At 70.6% G+C, this 16,382-nt stretch carries 13 protein-coding genes; 6 read left to right on the plus strand and 7 right to left on the minus strand.

Annotated features, from left to right (window positions below):
- Positions 1-248: hypothetical protein (locus ACLD7X_RS10605; protein ID WP_411423603.1), on the plus strand; the 248-nt coding region annotated here is incomplete at its 5' end.
- Between the two features lie 12 nt (positions 249-260).
- Positions 261-1,433, plus strand: coding sequence for a cyclophane-forming radical SAM/SPASM peptide maturase GrrM/OscB (grrM, locus tag ACLD7X_RS10610; protein WP_411423604.1), 1,173 nt, complete (start codon positions 261-263; stop codon positions 1,431-1,433).
- A gap of 57 nt (positions 1,434-1,490) precedes the next feature.
- Here grrM and stpA read toward each other — a convergent pair whose 3' ends face one another.
- Positions 1,491-2,699: a glucosylglycerol 3-phosphatase gene (gene stpA / locus ACLD7X_RS10615; protein WP_411423605.1), complete on the minus strand. Its 1,209-nt coding sequence runs from the start codon at positions 2,697-2,699 to the stop codon at positions 1,491-1,493.
- Positions 2,700-2,866: 167 nt separating this feature from the next.
- Between stpA and ACLD7X_RS10620 the strand changes: the two genes are divergently transcribed.
- Complete coding sequence (locus tag ACLD7X_RS10620) at positions 2,867-4,423, plus strand: FGGY family carbohydrate kinase (RefSeq protein ID WP_411423606.1); 1,557 nt, start codon at positions 2,867-2,869, stop codon at positions 4,421-4,423.
- Complete coding sequence (locus ACLD7X_RS10625) at positions 4,424-6,004, plus strand: glycerol-3-phosphate dehydrogenase/oxidase (RefSeq protein WP_411423607.1); 1,581 nt, start codon at positions 4,424-4,426, stop codon at positions 6,002-6,004.
- On the opposite strand, the gene ACLD7X_RS10630 is transcribed toward ACLD7X_RS10625, so the two are convergent.
- The 6 genes from ACLD7X_RS10630 to ggpS form a co-directional block, all read right to left on the minus strand.
- On the minus strand, positions 5,944-7,611 hold the full coding sequence (locus ACLD7X_RS10630; RefSeq protein ID WP_411423608.1) for an alpha-amylase family protein: 1,668 nt from the start codon (positions 7,609-7,611) through the stop codon (positions 5,944-5,946). The genes ACLD7X_RS10625 and ACLD7X_RS10630 overlap by 61 nt on opposite strands.
- A 98-nt stretch (positions 7,612-7,709) precedes the next feature.
- Positions 7,710-8,735: an ABC transporter ATP-binding protein gene (locus ACLD7X_RS10635; RefSeq protein ID WP_411423609.1), complete on the minus strand. Its 1,026-nt coding sequence runs from the start codon at positions 8,733-8,735 to the stop codon at positions 7,710-7,712.
- Entirely contained in the window at positions 8,732-9,601 is an 870-nt protein-coding gene (locus ACLD7X_RS10640) for a carbohydrate ABC transporter permease (RefSeq protein WP_411423610.1), read from the minus strand. Before ACLD7X_RS10640 ends, ACLD7X_RS10635 begins: the two co-directional genes overlap by 4 nt.
- Positions 9,598-10,467, minus strand: a complete 870-nt coding sequence (locus tag ACLD7X_RS10645) for a carbohydrate ABC transporter permease (protein WP_411423611.1) — start codon at positions 10,465-10,467, stop codon at positions 9,598-9,600. The genes ACLD7X_RS10640 and ACLD7X_RS10645 overlap by 4 nt, the downstream gene beginning before the upstream one ends.
- A complete protein-coding gene (locus ACLD7X_RS10650; RefSeq protein ID WP_411423612.1) occupies positions 10,464-11,810 on the minus strand; it encodes an ABC transporter substrate-binding protein in 1,347 nt (448 codons plus the stop codon). The genes ACLD7X_RS10645 and ACLD7X_RS10650 overlap by 4 nt, the downstream gene beginning before the upstream one ends.
- The gene (gene ggpS / locus ACLD7X_RS10655) at positions 11,807-13,336 is read right to left on the minus strand and encodes a glucosylglycerol-phosphate synthase (protein WP_411423613.1); all 1,530 of its coding nucleotides are present in this window, start codon (positions 13,334-13,336) and stop codon (positions 11,807-11,809) included. The genes ACLD7X_RS10650 and ggpS overlap by 4 nt, the downstream gene beginning before the upstream one ends.
- Positions 13,337-13,921: 585 nt before the next feature.
- Here ggpS and ACLD7X_RS10660 point away from each other — a divergent pair.
- Positions 13,922-14,323 (plus strand): hypothetical protein, encoded by a 402-nt coding sequence (locus ACLD7X_RS10660; protein ID WP_411423614.1) that lies wholly within the window; start codon positions 13,922-13,924, stop codon positions 14,321-14,323.
- Positions 14,324-14,505: 182 nt separating this feature from the next.
- Positions 14,506-16,320 (plus strand): arginine--tRNA ligase, encoded by a 1,815-nt coding sequence (argS, locus tag ACLD7X_RS10665; protein ID WP_411423615.1) that lies wholly within the window; start codon positions 14,506-14,508, stop codon positions 16,318-16,320.
- Positions 16,321-16,382: the final 62 nt, after the last annotated feature.

Genomic DNA, 16,382 nt, shown 5'->3' on the forward strand with positions numbered 1-16,382 from the left:
GCCCGGCCATCGGCTGGGGAAACGGCGGCTTCCGCAATGGCGGCTTCTACAACGGCGGTTTCCGCAACGGTGGCTTCTACAACGGTGGTTTCCGCAATGGGGGCTTCCGCAACGGCGGCTTCCGCAATGGTGGTGGCTGGCGGAATGCTGGCTTCCGCAATGGAGGCGGTGGTTTCCGCAACGGTGGCTTCCGCAATGGCGGAGGGGGCTTCCGCAACGGGGGTTTCCGCAATGGCGGACGACGTTGAGGGCGCGGTCCTGTGAGCCAACCTGGCCCCCAGCCGTTCGGTCCGCTGCAGCTGCTGGTGCTGCAGCCCACCCCGTTCTGCAACCTCGACTGCGACTACTGCTATCTCCCCCACCGCGACGACCGCAGCCGGCTGTCGTTCGAGATCCTCGAGGCCGCGCTCGAGCGGGTGCTGGAGAGCCCGTTCCTCGATGGCGGCTTCACCCTGCTCTGGCATGCGGGGGAGCCCCTCACCATGCCGATTGCCTTCTACGACGAGGCCACCCAGCGGATCCGGCGCGCGCTGGAGCGCCATGGCCTGCCCCCTTCCACCGTGGTGCAGTCGCTGCAGACCAACGCCACGGTGATCGATGGGGCCTGGTGTGATTGCTTCGAGCGCAACGACATCCACGTGGGCGTGAGCATGGATGGCCCGGCCTTCCTGCATGACGCACACCGGGTCACCCGCACCGGCCTGCCCACCCACGCGGCGGTGATGCGCGGCATCGACTGGCTGCAGCGGCGGGGCATCCCGTTCGAGGTGATCTGCGTGCTCACGGCCGATGGCCTCGAGCACGCCGATGCCATGGTCGATTTCTTCCTGGAGCACGGCATCACGGACGTGGGCTTCAACATGGAAGAAACCGAGGGGGAGAACGCCCAGTCCAGCCTCGATGTGGCCGTGGCGGAACGCTCAGCCCTGGAGAGCCGCTATGTGGCGTTCATGGAGCGGGTCTGGAGCCGCAGCCTCGACCATCCCGACGACCTCTGCATCCGGGAATTCGAGGGCATCACCAGCCTGGCCTGCAGTGATGCCCGCCTCAGCCAGACCGACATGAACACCCCGTTCGCGATCGTCAACGTGGACGCCCGCGGCAACGTGTCCACCTTTGACCCCGAGCTGCTGTCCGTGAAGACCGAGGCCTATGGCGATTTCGCCTTCGGCAACGTGCTCACCCACAGCCTCGAAGCCCTGGCCGCCACCCCCAAATTCCAGCGGGTGCATCGTGAGATCCGCTCGGGGGTGGAGCGCTGCCGCAGCAGCTGCGAGTACTTCGGCCTCTGCGGCGGCGGCGCCGGCAGCAACAAGTACTGGGAGCACGGCAGCTTCGACTGCAGCGTGACCCAGCACTGCCGCTTCCGCATCCAGCTGGTGGCCGACGTGGTGCTGGCCGGCATGGAGCGGGAGCTGGGGCTGGCGCCCTGAAACCTGAGCCCTGAGCCCTGAACCCTGAGCCCTGAGCCGGCTCGCCTGCCCTGCTGCTCAGCTCCTGCGTTCGGCCAGCTGCTGGAACAGCGCCACGTACTGGGCAGGTCCCCCGGCGAGGCTGGCGTCGATGCGGAGGGGATCCTCCGGGTCGGTGAGACCGGCCAGTTCGCCATCGGCATGGGAGGGCCGATCCACCGCCCCGCCGCTGCTGTCCACCAGCACCACCCGGTTGGCGGTGCCGAACACCTCCCCCAGCTCCTGCAGCAGGGTGAGGAAGCCGCGGTCGCTGCCCCCCCGCAGCCAGCCCCCGCCCGGGGCCGGCATCGAGGTGATCGTGTCGCCCACCCCCACCAGGCGGGGCATCAGCGCCGGCGGGATCGCCGAACGGGCCAGCTCCAGCAGGCTGGGGTGGTCGTGGGGGGCGGTGCGCACGTTGAAGTCGGCGCCGAGGGGGGCGCTGCCAGTGCGGCGCGCAATGGCCTGGTTGAGCAGCACCAGCAGGCCCACCTCCTTGAGGGCACCGCGCAGCATCAGCTGGACATCGGTGGTGCCGGTGCCGGAGGTGCTGGCGGGTTTGAGCTGCTCCATCCCATCCCGGCTGCCCAGGTTCGGCGCCAGGTGCAGGAAGAACGACCGCCCCAGACCCGCTGCCCTGGCCTGCTCGAGCAGCCCCTGCATCAGCTCCAGAGCCAGGGCCTGCAGATCCTGCTGGCGTTCCACCGAGCCCCCGCTGGCGGCGAACAGGCCGTTGAGATTGAGGCTGGGGGACAGGGGGTTGTCGAGCACGGCCGCCTCCACCCGGGCGGCACGCTCCTCCGCTGTCAACTGCGGCAGAACGGTTGGCAGCCGCTCCAGCAGGGCTCGGCGCAGCTGATCCGGGGTGGCGGCGAGGAAGGCGATCTCGCCGGCGCTCACCCCTGGGTGACTCACCCGGGCGAAGCGGTCCTGCAGCTGCACGCCGCCCGCCGCCAGCCCGGGCAGATAGAGCCCTTCGGCCGCTGGATCGGCCTGGCCCGCCAGGGCCGCCTCCACCACCCGGTTCACGCCGCGGCTGCCCTCGTGCTCGCCATTGGTGAGCACCGCGAACTGCCCCTCCAGCCGCCGGGCTGCCCGCAGGTAGGCCGGCTCCAGCCGCCTGTGGCGCGGATCGTGCACCAGCTCCATGCACACCCCGTCGAGGTCCTGCACGATCAGCAGATCGGCCGGTCCGGCCAGATCCTCGAGCAGGTCGTCCGGGCTCAGGGGATGGGAGGAGAGGGGCATGGACTCAGGGGGCGGCGCAGTGGGCTGGTGGCGGGTTGCAGCGTTGGAGGCCGACCTCAGGCTGCAGCATCGGGCGCGAGCCGAAAGGTCTTCGATTTCTTTCTCTTTTGAAATTCAGAGCCGCTATCTAGCTCTTGTGTGCTACCAAACTTGAAAGAAATGACTGCATGGGTTCAGCGCTTTTTCTGAGCATCGACCAGGGCACCACCAGTTCAAGGGCGGCTCTCTACGACACCTCCGGTCACCAGGTGGCCTGTTGCGGAGCCCCCCTGGAGTGCCGCTACCCCGCCGATGGCTGGGTGGAGCAGGACCCCGAGGCGATCTGGCAGAGCCAGCTCGCGGCGCTGCACCAGCTGGAGGGCTCGATCAGCGAGGAGCAGCGCCGGGCGGTGGCGGCCTGCGGGATCGCCAACCAGCGCGAAACCACCGTTCTGTGGCGACGCGGCAGCGGCGAACCGCTGGCGCCGGCGATCGTCTGGCAGGACGGCCGCACCGCCGCCCTCTGCACCGAGTGGAAGCGGCAGGGCCTGGAGGAGGCCCTGCGGCAGCGCACCGGCCTGCTGGTGGATCCGTACTTCAGTGCCAGCAAGATCGTCTGGTCGCTGCGGGAGCATCCGGCGGTGGCGGCGGCGGCCACCGCCGGGCAGCTGTGCTTCGGCACGGTGGACAGCTGGCTGCTGTGGCGCCTCTGCGGCCGCCACGCCACCGACTGCAGCAACGCCAGCCGCACCCTGCTGATGGATCTGGAGCAGCTCCAGTGGGCCGGCGACCTCGCCGCGGCGCTGGGCGTGCCGGAGCAGGCCCTGCCGGAGCTGCTGCCGAGCCAGGCACCCTTCGGAAGCATCGCCGCCGGCCTGCCCTTCGCCGGTGTGCCGATCACGGCGATGCTGGGCGATCAGCAGGCCGCGACCCTGGGCCAGAGCTGTCTGCAGGTCGGTGAAGGGAAGTGCACCTACGGCACCGGCGCCTTCCTGGTGATCAACACCGGCGCCACGATCCAGCGCTCCTCCGCCGGCCTGCTCAGCACCGTGGGCTGGACCGACGCGGCCGGCAAGCCCACCTACTGCCTCGAGGGCAGCCTGTTCAATGCCGGCACGGCGATCCAGTGGCTGCGCGACGGCCTGCACCTGATCGAGCGCTCCGACCAGGTGAATGGCCTGGCGGCGGCGTGCAGCAGCAGCGGCGGCGTGATGCTGGTGCCCGCCTTCACCGGCTGGGGCACGCCCCACTGGGACCCCTACGCCCGGGGCCTGCTGATCGGCCTCACCCGCGACACGGGCCCGGCCCAGATCGCCCGCGCCACCCTCGAAGGCATCGCCCTGGCGGTGGCCACCCTGGTGGAGCTGGCCGAGCGGGCTCTGGGAGCTCCCCTCCAGGAGCTCGCCGCCGACGGCGGCGCCGCGGCGGCCGATCTGTTGCTGCAGGCCCAGGCGGATGCCACCGGGGTGCCGGTGCGGCGCCGCGCCGATCTCGAGAGCACCAGCCGCGGCGTGGCCCTGCTGGCGGGGGTGCAGGCCGGCCTGCTGCCGGGCCTCGAGGCCTGGAGCGCCCTGGCCAGCGCGCCCGGGGCCCGGCGTTTCGAGCCCACGCTGGGGCCGCTGCAGCGCCAGGCCTGGAGCCGGCGCTGGCACGGGGCGGTGGAGCGCAGCCTGCACTGGCAGGAGAGCTCCACCACCCCAGGCAACACGACGACCACCACCACAACCCTCACCGGAGCCGCCTGAATGACCGTGGATCTGCTCGTGATCGGAGGCGGCGCCACCGGGGCCACCGTGGCGCTGGAGGCCGTGCGCCGCGGCCTCTCGGTGACCCTGGTGGAGGCGGGCGACATCGCCCGGGGCACCAGCAGCCGCAGCACCAAGCTGCTGCACGGCGGCGTGCGCTATCTGGAGCTCGCCTTCAAGCGGCTCGACTGGCGCCAGCTGCAGCTGGTGCGCGAAGCCCTCGGCGAGCGGGGCTTCTGGCTGGAGGCGGTGCCGTTCCTGGCCCACCGCCTGGAACTGCTGCTGCCCACGGCAGGGTTCCTGCAGCAGGCCTACTACGGCGTGGGCCTCAGTCTTTACGACCTCCTGGCCGGCCGCCGCGGCATCGGGGCCAGCCGCTGGCTGGGCCGCGAGGCGGTGCGGCAGCAGCTGCCGGAGCTGGCGCACGGCTTCAGCGGCGTGGCCTACAGCGACGGCCAGTTCGACGACGCCCGCCTGAACCTGCTGATCGTCCGCACGGCCGCGGCTCTGGGGGTCACCGTGCACACCCGCACCCGGGTGGTGGAGCTGCTGCGCCAGGGCGATCGCCTCGCCGGTGCCGTGGTGGAGGACGCCCGCAGCTGTGAACGGCGCGAGCTGCCGGCGCGGGTGGTGCTCAATGCCACCGGCATCGGCGCCGACGCGATCCGGCGCCTGGCCGATCCCGACCAGCCCCCCCGGCTGCAGGCCAGCCGTGGCATGCACGTGGTGCTCAAGGCCAACCTCTGCCCCGGCGGCACCGGCCTGCTGATCCCCTCCACCGAAGACGGCCGGGTGCTGTTCATGCTGCCGTTCTTCGGCCGCACCCTGGTGGGCACCACCGATACGCCCTGTCCGCTGGAGGAGGCCAACCGCTCCAGCGCCGAGGAGGAGGCCTACCTGCTCAGCTACGTGCGCCGCTGGTTCCCCGAGCACGGCGAACCCGAGGTGGCCAGCCGCTGGGCCGGTGCCCGGCCGCTGCTGCGGCCCGCGGCTGCCGCCACTGGCGACACGGCCACCGGGAACACCGCCACGGTGGTGCGGGAGCACGAGGTGGAGACCCTCCCCTCGGGCCTGATCAGTGTGATGGGGGGCAAGTGGACCACCTGCCGTCCGATGGCCCTCGACGGCCTCGAGGCCGTGGCCGCCCAGCTGGGTCGCCCCCTGGGCGAGCCGGCGGGGCCGGCGCCGATCCTGGGCTCCGCCGCCACCCCCGAGGCCACCCGGCGGGAGCTCATGGCCCTCGAGCAGCGGCTGCTGGAGCACCATCCCCAGGCCCTGGTGCGGCACCTGCTGGCCAGCCATGGGTTGGAGGCGGAGGCGGTGCTGGCCTGCGCCGCCACGCCGCAGGAGTGCGAGCCCCTGAGCGCCGTGATCCCGCTCACCGCCGCTGAAGTGCGCCATGCGGCCCGCCACGAGTGGGCCCGCAGCCCCGAGGATGTGCTGGCCCGCCGCTGCCGGCTCAGCTTCGTGGACACGGCCGAGGCCGAGCGCCTCACCCCCAGGGTGCAGGAGCTGCTGGATCAGGAGCTGGCAGCGGCCACGACCTCCGGTTCGCCCACCAGCCACCAGAAGAACCCGTAGGCGGGCAGGTAGACGTACCAGGCATCGCTGGCGGCTGGAAACTCACAGCCCCAGAACACCTCCCGCATGCGGCTGCCGCGCCAGCGCTCCAGGTCGAGCTGGGTGGAGGCCCCGGCCGCCGAGAGGTTCGCGGCCACCACCACGGTCATGTCCGCCGTGCGGCGCGCGTAGCAGAGCACACTCGGGTGGCCGCTCTCCAGCAGCTGGAAGTCGCCCGAGCGCAGGGCCGTCAGCTGCCGGCGGCTGGTGAGCATGCGGTGGTGCCAGTTGAGCAGGGAGCCGGAGAGCTGCTGCTGCACCGCCACGTTCACCACCCGGTAGTCGTAGCCGGGTGCGGTGATGGGGGGCAGCACCAGCAGGGGATCGGGTGCGGTGGAGAAACCGCCGTTGCGCTCCGGGGTCCAGGCCATCGGCGTGCGGTTGGCATCCCGGTCCCGCAGGCCGGGCCAGTCGCCCATGCCCAGTTCGTCGCCGTAGTAGAGGCAGGGGATGCCGGGAAGGCTGTAGATCAGGGCGTGCAGCAGGGTGTTGGGGCGCGGGTCGCCGTTGAGCAGGGGCGCCAGCCGCCGGTTGATGCCCCAGTTGAGCCAGTGCCCCGCGGCATTGGGGAAGCCGGTGCGCACCGCCTCGATCACGCTCGCGTCCACCAGGTGGCCGTCCCCCAGCCAGAGCTCGTCGTGGTTGCGCAGCGGCAGGGCCCAGCGGCAGCCCGGCACGGTGGCCTGGGCCTCGCGCAGGCACTGGTGCAGCTGATCGCAGCGGCCCCGGGCCACCGCCGCGAACAGGTGGGCCGTGAGCCCGAACTCGAAGGCCGCGTGCAGTTCCCCCTCCGCCAGGTAGGGCGCCGACTCCTGCACGGGCTGGATGGCTTCGGCCAGCAGCAGCACGTCGCGGCCGCAAGCCTCCACCCGCCGGCGCAGCCGCTGCAGGAAGGCGTGGGTGTCGGGCAGGCCCTCGCAGCGGCTGCCCTCCTGCTCGAACAGGAAGGGCACGGCATCGAGGCGGAAGCCGTCCACCCCCTGGGCCAGCCAGAAGTCCACCACCGCCAGCATCTCCTCCTGCACGGCCGGATTGGCGTAGTTGAGGTCGGGCTGGTGGCGCAGGAAGCGGTGCAGGTAGTACTGGCCGGCCACCGCGTCCCACTCCCAGTTCGACGTTTCGAAGTGGCGGAACAGCACGGGCGCCTCGGCGTAGCAGCGGTCGTCGTCGCGCCACACGTAGAAGTCGCGCTCGGGGCTGCCCTTGGCGGCCCAGCGGGCCCGCTGGAACCAGGGGTGCAGCACGCTGGTGTGGTTCAGAACCAGATCGAGCACCACCCGGATGCCCTTGGCATGGGCCTCCGCCAGCAGCCGGTTCAGGTCCTCGAGGCTGCCCAGGTCCGGGTGGATCGCCGTGAAGTCGGTGATGTCGTAGCCGCCGTCCTTCAGCGGGGAGGGGTAGAGCGGGGTGAGCCAGATGGCATCCACCCCCAGCCACTCCAGGTAGGGCAGCTTGCCGGTGATGCCGGCCAGATCGCCGATGCCGTCACCGTCGGCGTCGGCGAAGCTGCGGGGCATCACCTGGTAGATCACGCAGCCTTCCCACCAACGCACCTGGGGATCGGGCATCCGGGAACGGCGTCTTGGCTCTCTGCATCGGGTCTAGGCGGCTCCGCCGGGCGGCGCCAAGAGCGCCGTGCAGGCAGGTCGGTGTCAGAAGGCCGGTGTCAGCAGCGCTCTCCGGTGGCCTGGCGGAAGCGGTGTTCATGGCGGGGCTCCCAGCCCAGCTGCAGCGCATCGCCGATCACCTGGCTGCCGTCGGTGGTCCAGCGCAGCTCGCCGTGGCGGCTGGCCAGGGTGAGCTGCTGGCTCGCCCCGTGCCACTCCCGGCTCAGCACCTGCACCGGCAGTCCCCCCTCGGCCACCGGATGGAGGTGTTCGGGCCGGATGCCGAGCACGGTGCCGTCGTCCATCGGCAGCAGGTTGATCTGGGGGCGGCCGATGAAGCTGGCCACCACCACGTTCGCCGGCCTGCCGTAGAGCTCCTGGGGGGTGCCGCACTGCTGCAGCCGTCCGTCCTGCAGCACGGCGATGCGGTCGGCGATGCCCATCGCCTCCTGCTGGTCGTGGGTCACGTACACCACCGGCGCCTGGCCGCCGCAGAGGATCGCGCGCAGCTGGGGCCGCAGCTCCTCGCGCAGCTGGGCATCGAGGTTGCTCATCGGCTCGTCGAGCAGGAACACCCGCGGTTCCCGCAGCAGGGCCCGGGCCAACGCCACCCGCTGGCGCTGGCCGCCGGAGAGGTCGGCCGGCCGGCGATCGCTGAAGCCTTCGAGCTGCAGCATCGCCAGCACCCGGGCCACCGACTCCTCCCGCCGCTGCCGAGGCACGCCCCGCAGCTCCATGCCCAGCGAGAGGTTGCGCGCCACGCTGAGGTGGGGATAGAGCGCGTAGCTCTGGAACACCATCGCCACCTGGCGGCGGCCGGCCGGCACGCACGTCATGTCGCGGCCGCCGATGAGGATCCTTCCGCCATCGGGCCGGTCGAGCCCGGCGATCAGGCGCAGGATCGTGCTCTTGCCGCAGCCGCTCGGCCCCAGCAGGGCCAGGCATTCACCGGCCGCCACCGTCAGGTCGATGCCCGCCAGGATCAGCCGCTCCCCGAGGCGGCGTTCCAGGCCCTCCAGGCGCAGGGCGGGGGCGGCCGCAGCGGCGGCGCTGGCGACGGCGTTGCTCAACCCGGTGCTCTTCATCCTTTGATCGCTCCCTGGGTCAGGCCCGCCACGATCTGGCGCTGGAACAGCAGCAGCAGGGCCAGCAGCGGCACGCTGCCGAGCACGGTGGCGGCGGCGAAGGCGCCGTAGGGCACGGTGAACACCGAAGACCCGGCGATCCGGGCCATCGCCGGCGCCAGGGTGAGCAGGTCGCTGCGGCTCAGCCAGGTGAGGGCGATCGGGAACTCGTTCCAGCTGAACAGGAACACCAGCAGGCCCGTGCTCACCACGGAGGGCCCCATCAGGGGCAGCAGGATCCAGCGCAGCCGCTGCGGCAGGCTGAAGCCCTCCAGCACCGCGTTCTCCTCCAGCTCCTGCGGCAGCTCGGCGAAGGCCGCCTGCAGCAGCAGCAGGGCCAGGGGCAGGGAGAGGCCGGCGTAGGGCAGGCAGAGGGCCAGCAGGTTGTTGGCCAGGCCGAACTGCCGCGCCACCTCCAGCAGGGCGAGGAACAGCAGCACGTAGGGGAACACGGCCGCCGCCAGCAGGCCGCCGCCGATCAGCAGCCGCAGCACCCCCTGACGGCGGCTGAGGGCATAGGCGCAGGGGATGGCGAGCACCAGGGTGAGCAGGGTGCTGAGAGCCCCCACCACCGTGCTGTTGAGCAGGTAGCGCCAGAAGGGGGGATCGCCGCTGAGCACGGCGCCGTAGTTGGCCAGGGTCCAGCCGCGGGCGAGGCCGCCGGCGCCGGCCAGCAGCGCTTCCGGGGTGCGCAGGGAGGTGTAGAGCTGCCAGAGCATCGGCCCGAGGCTCCAGAGCAGCAGCAGGGCCACCAGGGCGCTGCGGCCGAGGGATCCGGTCGTGGATGCGGACGCGGGTTGTGATGCGGAGGGATGGGACGGAGTCATGACGGCGAGCTCCCGGGTCGGCGCTGGCTGAGCACCAGCAGGGCGGCGCCGGCCAGCAGCAGCACGAACATGCCGAGCATCACGGTGGCGCTGTAGCCGAAATCGAGGAAGCGCATGGCATTGAGGTAGGCGTAGAGCGCCAGGCTCTCGGTGCTGCTGGCCGGGCCGCCGCCTGTGAGCACCACCACCAGATCGAACACCCCGAGCGCCTGGGCCAGGCGGAACAGCAGCACGATGAAGATGTAGGGCTGCAGCAGCGGCAGGGTGATGCGGCGCAGGGCCTGCCAGGGAGAGCCGCCCTCCAGGGCGAAGGCCTCGTAGAGATCGGCCGGGATCATCTGCAGGCCGGCCAGCAGCAGCAGGGCCACGAACGGCGTGGTCTTCCACACGTCGGCGAACACCACCGCCAGCCAGGCCAGCTGGGGGGAGGCGAGAAACGGCACGGTCGGCAGGCCCAGCAGCTGCAGCAGGCCGTTGATCGGGCCGTTGGGGTCGTTGAAGATCCAGCGCCAGCCCAGGGCCATCACCGTGGTGGGCAGGGCCCAGGGCAGCAGGGTGAGGCTGCGCACCACGCCCCGGCCGCGCCAGCGCTGGTGCAGCAGCAGGGCGATGCCCAGGCCGAGCACCAGTTCCAGCCCCACCGACACACCCGCGAAGCGCACGGTCTGGAGGGCGTCCTGCCAGAAGCGCCCGTCGCCCAGCAGCCGCTCCCAGTTGGCCAGGCCCACCGGCACGGGCTTGAGGCCGGTGAACACCGACTGGGCCTGCAGGCTCAGGCCGGCGTAGTCGAGGATCGGCCAGAGGAACACCGCCAGCAGCAGCAGCAGGGCGGGGGCCATCAGGGCCAGGCTCAGCAGCGGGTTCATGGCGCCACCTCCTGCTTTTCTGGCTGCTTCTCTGACAGATCCTCTGGCTGGCGCTGGCCGCTGGCTTCCAGCAGCTGCCGGCTGGAGCGGCCGGCGCGGGCCATGGCCCGCTCGGGGGGCGTGTCGCCGGTGATCACGCCGCTGAGCTGGCGCTGCACGATGTCGCTGAGCTGGGCATAGCCGGGGTTGATCGGCCGCAGCACGGCCTCCTCCAGGGCGGCGCGCAGCACCGGCAGCAGCGGGCGGCGCTCCACCAGTTCTGGATCGTCGAACAGGGCGGTGAGGGTGGGGGTGTAGCCCCAGCGCTCCACCAGCTGCCGCTGGCTGGCCTCGCCGGTGAGGGCCTGCAGCACCTGCACGGCCTCGGCCGGGTGGCGGCTGCCGGCGAGCACCGAGAGCCCCCAGCTGCCCTGGGTGGCGCCGTGGGGCTCGCCGGGCTGGGCCACCATCGTGGTGACCCCCACCCGGCCGGCCACGCGGCTGCCCGGGCCCTGCAGTTCCTGCCAGGCATAGGGCCAGTTGCGCAGGAAGGCGGCCTCACCGGCCTCGAAGCTCTGCAGCGCTTCCGGCTCGGCGAAGTTGGCCACCGCCGGCGGGCTCACGCCACTGTCGACCAGGCCGCGCAGCCAGGCCGCCGCTTCGCTGGCCGCGGCGGTGTCGAGCCCGAAGCCGGGCCCGACGGGCCCCCAGGCGCCCCCGAAGCCGTGCAGCACCTCGAGGAACACGCAGCTGAGGCCCTCGTACTGGCGGCCCTGCCACACGTAGCCCCAGCGCACCTGGCCCTGGCGCTGCAGCTCCTGCGAGGTGGCCACCAGTTCGGCGGGGGTGCGGGGCGGGGCGTCCATCAGGTCGGTGCGCCAGTAGAGCAGGCCCATGTCGGCCACCAGGGGGAGGCGCCAGAGCTGGCCGTCGATGCGGTTGCCCTCGCGGGCGCCGGGGGCCAGCGGAGCCAGGGCGTCGGGGCCGAGCCTGTCGTCGAGGGGCAGCAACCAGCCGGCGGCGGCGTACTTGGCCGTCCAGGTCACGTCCATCAGCAGCAGGTCGTAGGGGCTGTCGCCCAGCAGCAGGCTGCTGATCGCCAGGTCCGACACCGATTCCGTCTCGAAGGGGCCGCGGGTCACGGCGATGCGCACGTCGCGGTGCTCGCGGTTGAAGGCGCTCACCAGCTCGGCGGTGGCATCGGCGAAGGGAGCCGGCATCAGCACCTGCACCGTCACCGGGGAGCGGGCCCACACCCGGCCGCCCCAGATCAGGCCTGCTCCCATGAGGGCGAAGGCCAGGCCGAGGGCCAGCACCTGCCCCAGGCGGCGGGCCCGCCGTGTCCGCCGGCCGGCCGGGATCAAATCGCCCGCAGGGCGCCGAGTTCCTGCTCGGCCCAGTGCTGCACCGTGAATTCCTCCACGGCCTCCGACATCGAGGCCATGCGGCGCACCTGCTCGTCCTTCGGCATGGTCAGGGCGGTGAGGATGGCTTCGTCCATGCTCCTGTGGGAGTAGGGGTTGGTGATCACCGCGTCCTCCAGTTCCACCGAGGCGCCGGAGAATTCCGAGAGCACCAGCACGCCGTCACGGCCCTGGCGGGCGGCCACGTATTCCTTGGCCACCAGGTTGAGGCCATCGCGCAGCGGCGTGATCCAGCACACGTCCGACTGGGTGAACCAGGCCACCAGCTCGTTGTAGGGGGTGCGGCGGGTGGAGAGGCGCACGGGGGTCCAGTCGATGCGGCCGAAGCGGCCGTTGATCCGGCCGGTGATCTCCTCCACCGAGCGCTGGATGTCCTCGTAGATGCGCATGCCGCTGGCGGCGGCCACGCAGGCGAGGAACAGCTCCACCCGGCCGTGCCATTCGGGGTTGTTCTCCAGCACGCGCTCGTAGGAGAGCAGCATGTCCTCGTTGCCCTTGGTGTAGTCCACCCGGGAGGCCGAGATGATCAGCTTGCGACCGGCGTGCTGCTCGGCGATCTGGGCCGCCATGACGCGCACCTCCTCGGAAGCGACGATCTCGCGGATCACGTCGGGCGAGGTGCCCACCGGCGAAGCCTGGATGTGAACGCGGCGGCCGTTGTGCTCCAGCCAGGGCATCACGGTGGGTTGGGCCAGGGCGCTGCCGAAGTGGCGGAACTTCTGGGCCACCGGCACCGGCTCGCCGCAGCGGGCGCCGCGCAGGTTGATGGCGGTGCGGGAGAAGTTGTCGGCGTAGCGGGGGATGTGGAAGCCCACCAGGTCGCAGCAGAGCAGGCTGTCGAGAATTTCATCCCGCCAGGGCAGGATGCTGAACACGTCGTTGGAGGGGAACGGCGTGTGGTGGAAGAAGGCGATGCGCACATCGGGCCTCAGCGCCCGGATCTGGGCCGGCACCAGCCAGAGGTTGTAGTCGTGCACCCAGATGGTGGCGCCCTCGGCGGCTTCCTCGCAGGCGGCGCGGGCGAAGGACTGGTTCACCTCCTCGAAGGTGGCCCAGTCGGAGTTGTCCACACTGAACAGCCCCGGGAAGCTGTGCAGGATCGGCCAGAAGGACTCCTTCGAGGTGACGTGATAGAAGCTGGAGATCTGCTCTTTGGTGAGCGGCAGGCGCCGCAGCGTGAACGGATTGGTGGAGGGAACCGTGAGGCGTTCGTCGGGCGCGGTGGCGGCCTCGGCGTCTTCCCGCCAGGAGATCCAGGTGCCGGAACGCTCCTCCTGGAAGAGGTTGCGCAGGGTGGGGATGATGCCGTTGGGACTCTTCTGGTCCACGAACTCCACGCTGCCATCGGCCGACGGCTTCAGGTCGTAGGGGGAGCGGTGGTACACCAGCACGAAGCTGCTGCTGCCGAAGCGGGAACCCGGGACTGACCGGGACTCGGTGGCGACCGTGGTGGGATGCGCTGGCATGGCGGAGGACCTCAGAGATCGGTGGAACGGCTGCGCCGGTTGCGCCGATTGCAGCGGATCTGCACGCCCGGCTGGATGCCGTCTGGCCAGGAGAATCCTCAACGCTGGTGCCGGAACGACCGGAGAGCGGGCAGCGCGAACCGGTAAGGGCGCTGAGAGCCGAGGACTACTGGCGAAAGCTTGAAAGCCTCATGCCTGGCCAGGAATTGGGCCGGGAAATGGATCCGAAGTTTGCGGGCAGTTTGTGTAAGCAGACGTGCGAAAGCTTTCTGATATTAACTCATTAGGGCCTAGTTTGTCAAACTTGTTTCGATCTGTCGGGGATTCAATCGATCGGCGTGTGAATTGTCGGGTTGCTGATGCAGGCAGAAAAGACCTTGATGCGGCAGGGTTTTGCTCCGGCTGCTGCGCTGGGGATGCAGGGGGACGGCGTGGGGGCTTTGCTGCTTGCCGCTGGTCCGGTCGCCGGCCTGGGATTTCCGATGAAGAAGGTTTGCAAAACGATGTCGGCAAGCCCCTTGGGAAAGGGGATTGGCCCTTCGCGCCTAGCCTTAAGGCAACCATATCTCGCGAGGGAGGGTGCCAATGGCTACGAAGTTTTTCACGCCAGGGCAGAACGCTTTGCGGGCCACGTCCAAGGCTGATGTGTTTGTGGCTTCATTGAGGGGAGCAAAGTTCAGGGATGCCGATAGCATCATCAATTACCGATCCAACGATTGGATTGATCTGCCCGGATCCTGGGGGGCGGGCGGCAATGGAGCCACGATCAGGGGCAGCCTGTTCACGGCCTCTTTCCGTGACTCTCTCTCCCGCTCCATCGCGGCAAACCTGAGGGTGGGCGAAGCCGGTGTGTTCACCTTGAAGGCGGGCGGAGGTTGGCCAAAATCAAAGGTTTTGTACTACAACCGAGGATCCTCAGGTGTTGATGTTGGCAAGGATCTGCTCGTGATTCTCAGGGATTACGGCGGAAGTGTGAATATCTTCTGATCGCCCAGGCTGGCCTGTGGTTTTGGGCGTGGCTTGGGTCGTCGCCTTCGGGTCTGACGCTGGGCAGGCAGGCTCCACCTTGTTCCTTCCCCGCTGATGCATCAGGGCAGCGCGAGGCTGGGGAGGGATGATCGGAGGCGGACCGCTCCCTCGCCCCGGCCAACGAGCCGCCGCCGCCTTCCATGCTGCGTATCGCCCAAGCCCTTGAAGCCCAGCTCGTGGCGGCCCTGGAGCGGGCGTTCCCCGAGGCGGCCGCCTCGGCACGGGAGGCGGGCACCCCCCTGGACCCCCAGCTGGCACCGGCCAGCAAGCCGGAGTTCGGCGACTTCCAGGCCAACGGTGCCCTGCCGCTGGCCAGGCCCCTGAAACAACCGCCCCGGGCGATCGCCACGGCGATCGTGGAGCAGCTCAAGGCCGATCCGGCCTTCGCCGACCTCTGCGGCGAGCCCCAGATCGCCGGGCCGGGCTTCATCAACCTCACCCTGCGGCCGGAGCGGTTGGCGGCGGAGGTGGCCGGGCGGCTGGGCGATCCGCGCCTGGGGGTGCCCAGCTCAGAGGGGCCCGGCGGTGGCGCGCCGGCGCCGGTGGTGGTGGATTTCTCCAGCCCCAACATCGCCAAGGAGATGCACGTGGGGCACCTGCGCTCCACGATCATCGGCGACGCGCTGGCGCGGGTGCTGGAGTTCCGCGGCCACCCGGTGCTGCGCCTCAACCACGTGGGCGACTGGGGCACCCAGTTCGGCATGCTGATCACCCACCTCAAGCAGGTGGCGCCCGAGGCCCTCACCACCGCCGATGCGGTGGATCTGGGCGATCTGGTGGCCTTCTACCGCCAGGCGAAGGCCCGCTTCGACGCCGACGAGACCTTCCAGGCCACCTCCCGCGAGGAGGTGGTGAAGCTCCAGGGGGGCGATCCGGTGTCGCTGAAGGCCTGGGGGCTGCTGTGCGAGCAGAGCCGCCGCGAATTCCAGAAGATCTACGACCGGCTCGACATCCGCCTCAATGAGCGGGGCGAGTCCTTCTACAACCCCTACCTGGAAGGCGTGGTGGCCGATCTGGAGGCCGCCGGCCTGCTGGTCACCGATGCCGGCGCCCGCTGCGTGTTCCTCGAGGGGGTGAGCGGCAAGGACGGCCAGGCCCTGCCGGTGATCGTGCAGAAACGCGACGGCGGCTTCAACTACGCCACCACCGATCTGGCGGCGATCCGCTACCGCTTTGCCCCGCCGCCGGAGGGGGATGGGGCGCGCCGCGTGATCTACGTGACCGATGCCGGCCAGGCCAGCCATTTCGCCGGCGTGTTCCAGGTGGCCCGCCGGGCCGGCTGGCTGCCGCAGGGGGCGCGGCTGGAGCACGTGCCCTTCGGGCTGGTGCAGGGGGACGACGGCAAGAAACTCAAGACCCGCGCCGGCGACACGGTGCGGCTGCGGGACCTGCTCGATGAGGCGGTGGAGCGGGCCGAGGCCGATCTGCGCCGCCGGCTGGAGGAGGAGGGCCGCCAGGAAGACGAGGCCTTCATCGCCCAGGTGGCCACCACGGTGGGCCTGGCGGCGGTGAAGTATGCGGACCTCAGCCAGAACCGGATCACCAACTACCAGTTCAGCTTCGATCGGATGCTGGCCCTGCAGGGCAACACGGCGCCCTATCTGCTCTATGCCGTGGTGCGGATCGCCGGCATCGCGCGCAAGGGGGGTGATCTGGAGGGCTCTGTGGAGGCGTCCAGCCTGCAGTTCAGCGAGCCGCAGGAGTGGGCCCTGGTGCGGGAGCTGCTCAAGTTCGACGCCGTGGTGGCCGAGGTGGAGGAAGAGCTGCTGCCCAACCGGCTCTGCAGTTACCTGTTCGAACTCAGCCAGGTGTTCAACCGCTTCTACGATCAGGTGCCGGTGCTGAAGGCGCAGCCGGAAGCCCGCCCCGGGCGGCTGGCGCTGTGCCGGCTCACGGCCGACACGCTGCGGTTGGGTCTGGGGTTGCTGGGGATTCCCACGCTGGAGCGGATGTGACCGGGAGCCCTGCCGCAGCAGGGCCTCGTTGCCCGCGGACCTTCAGGACATCCCAGAGATGA

Origin of the sequence: Aphanothece microscopica RSMan92, from assembly GCF_046613545.2 — a bacterium.
Taxonomy (GTDB): domain Bacteria; phylum Cyanobacteriota; class Cyanobacteriia; order PCC-6307; family Cyanobiaceae; genus NIES-981.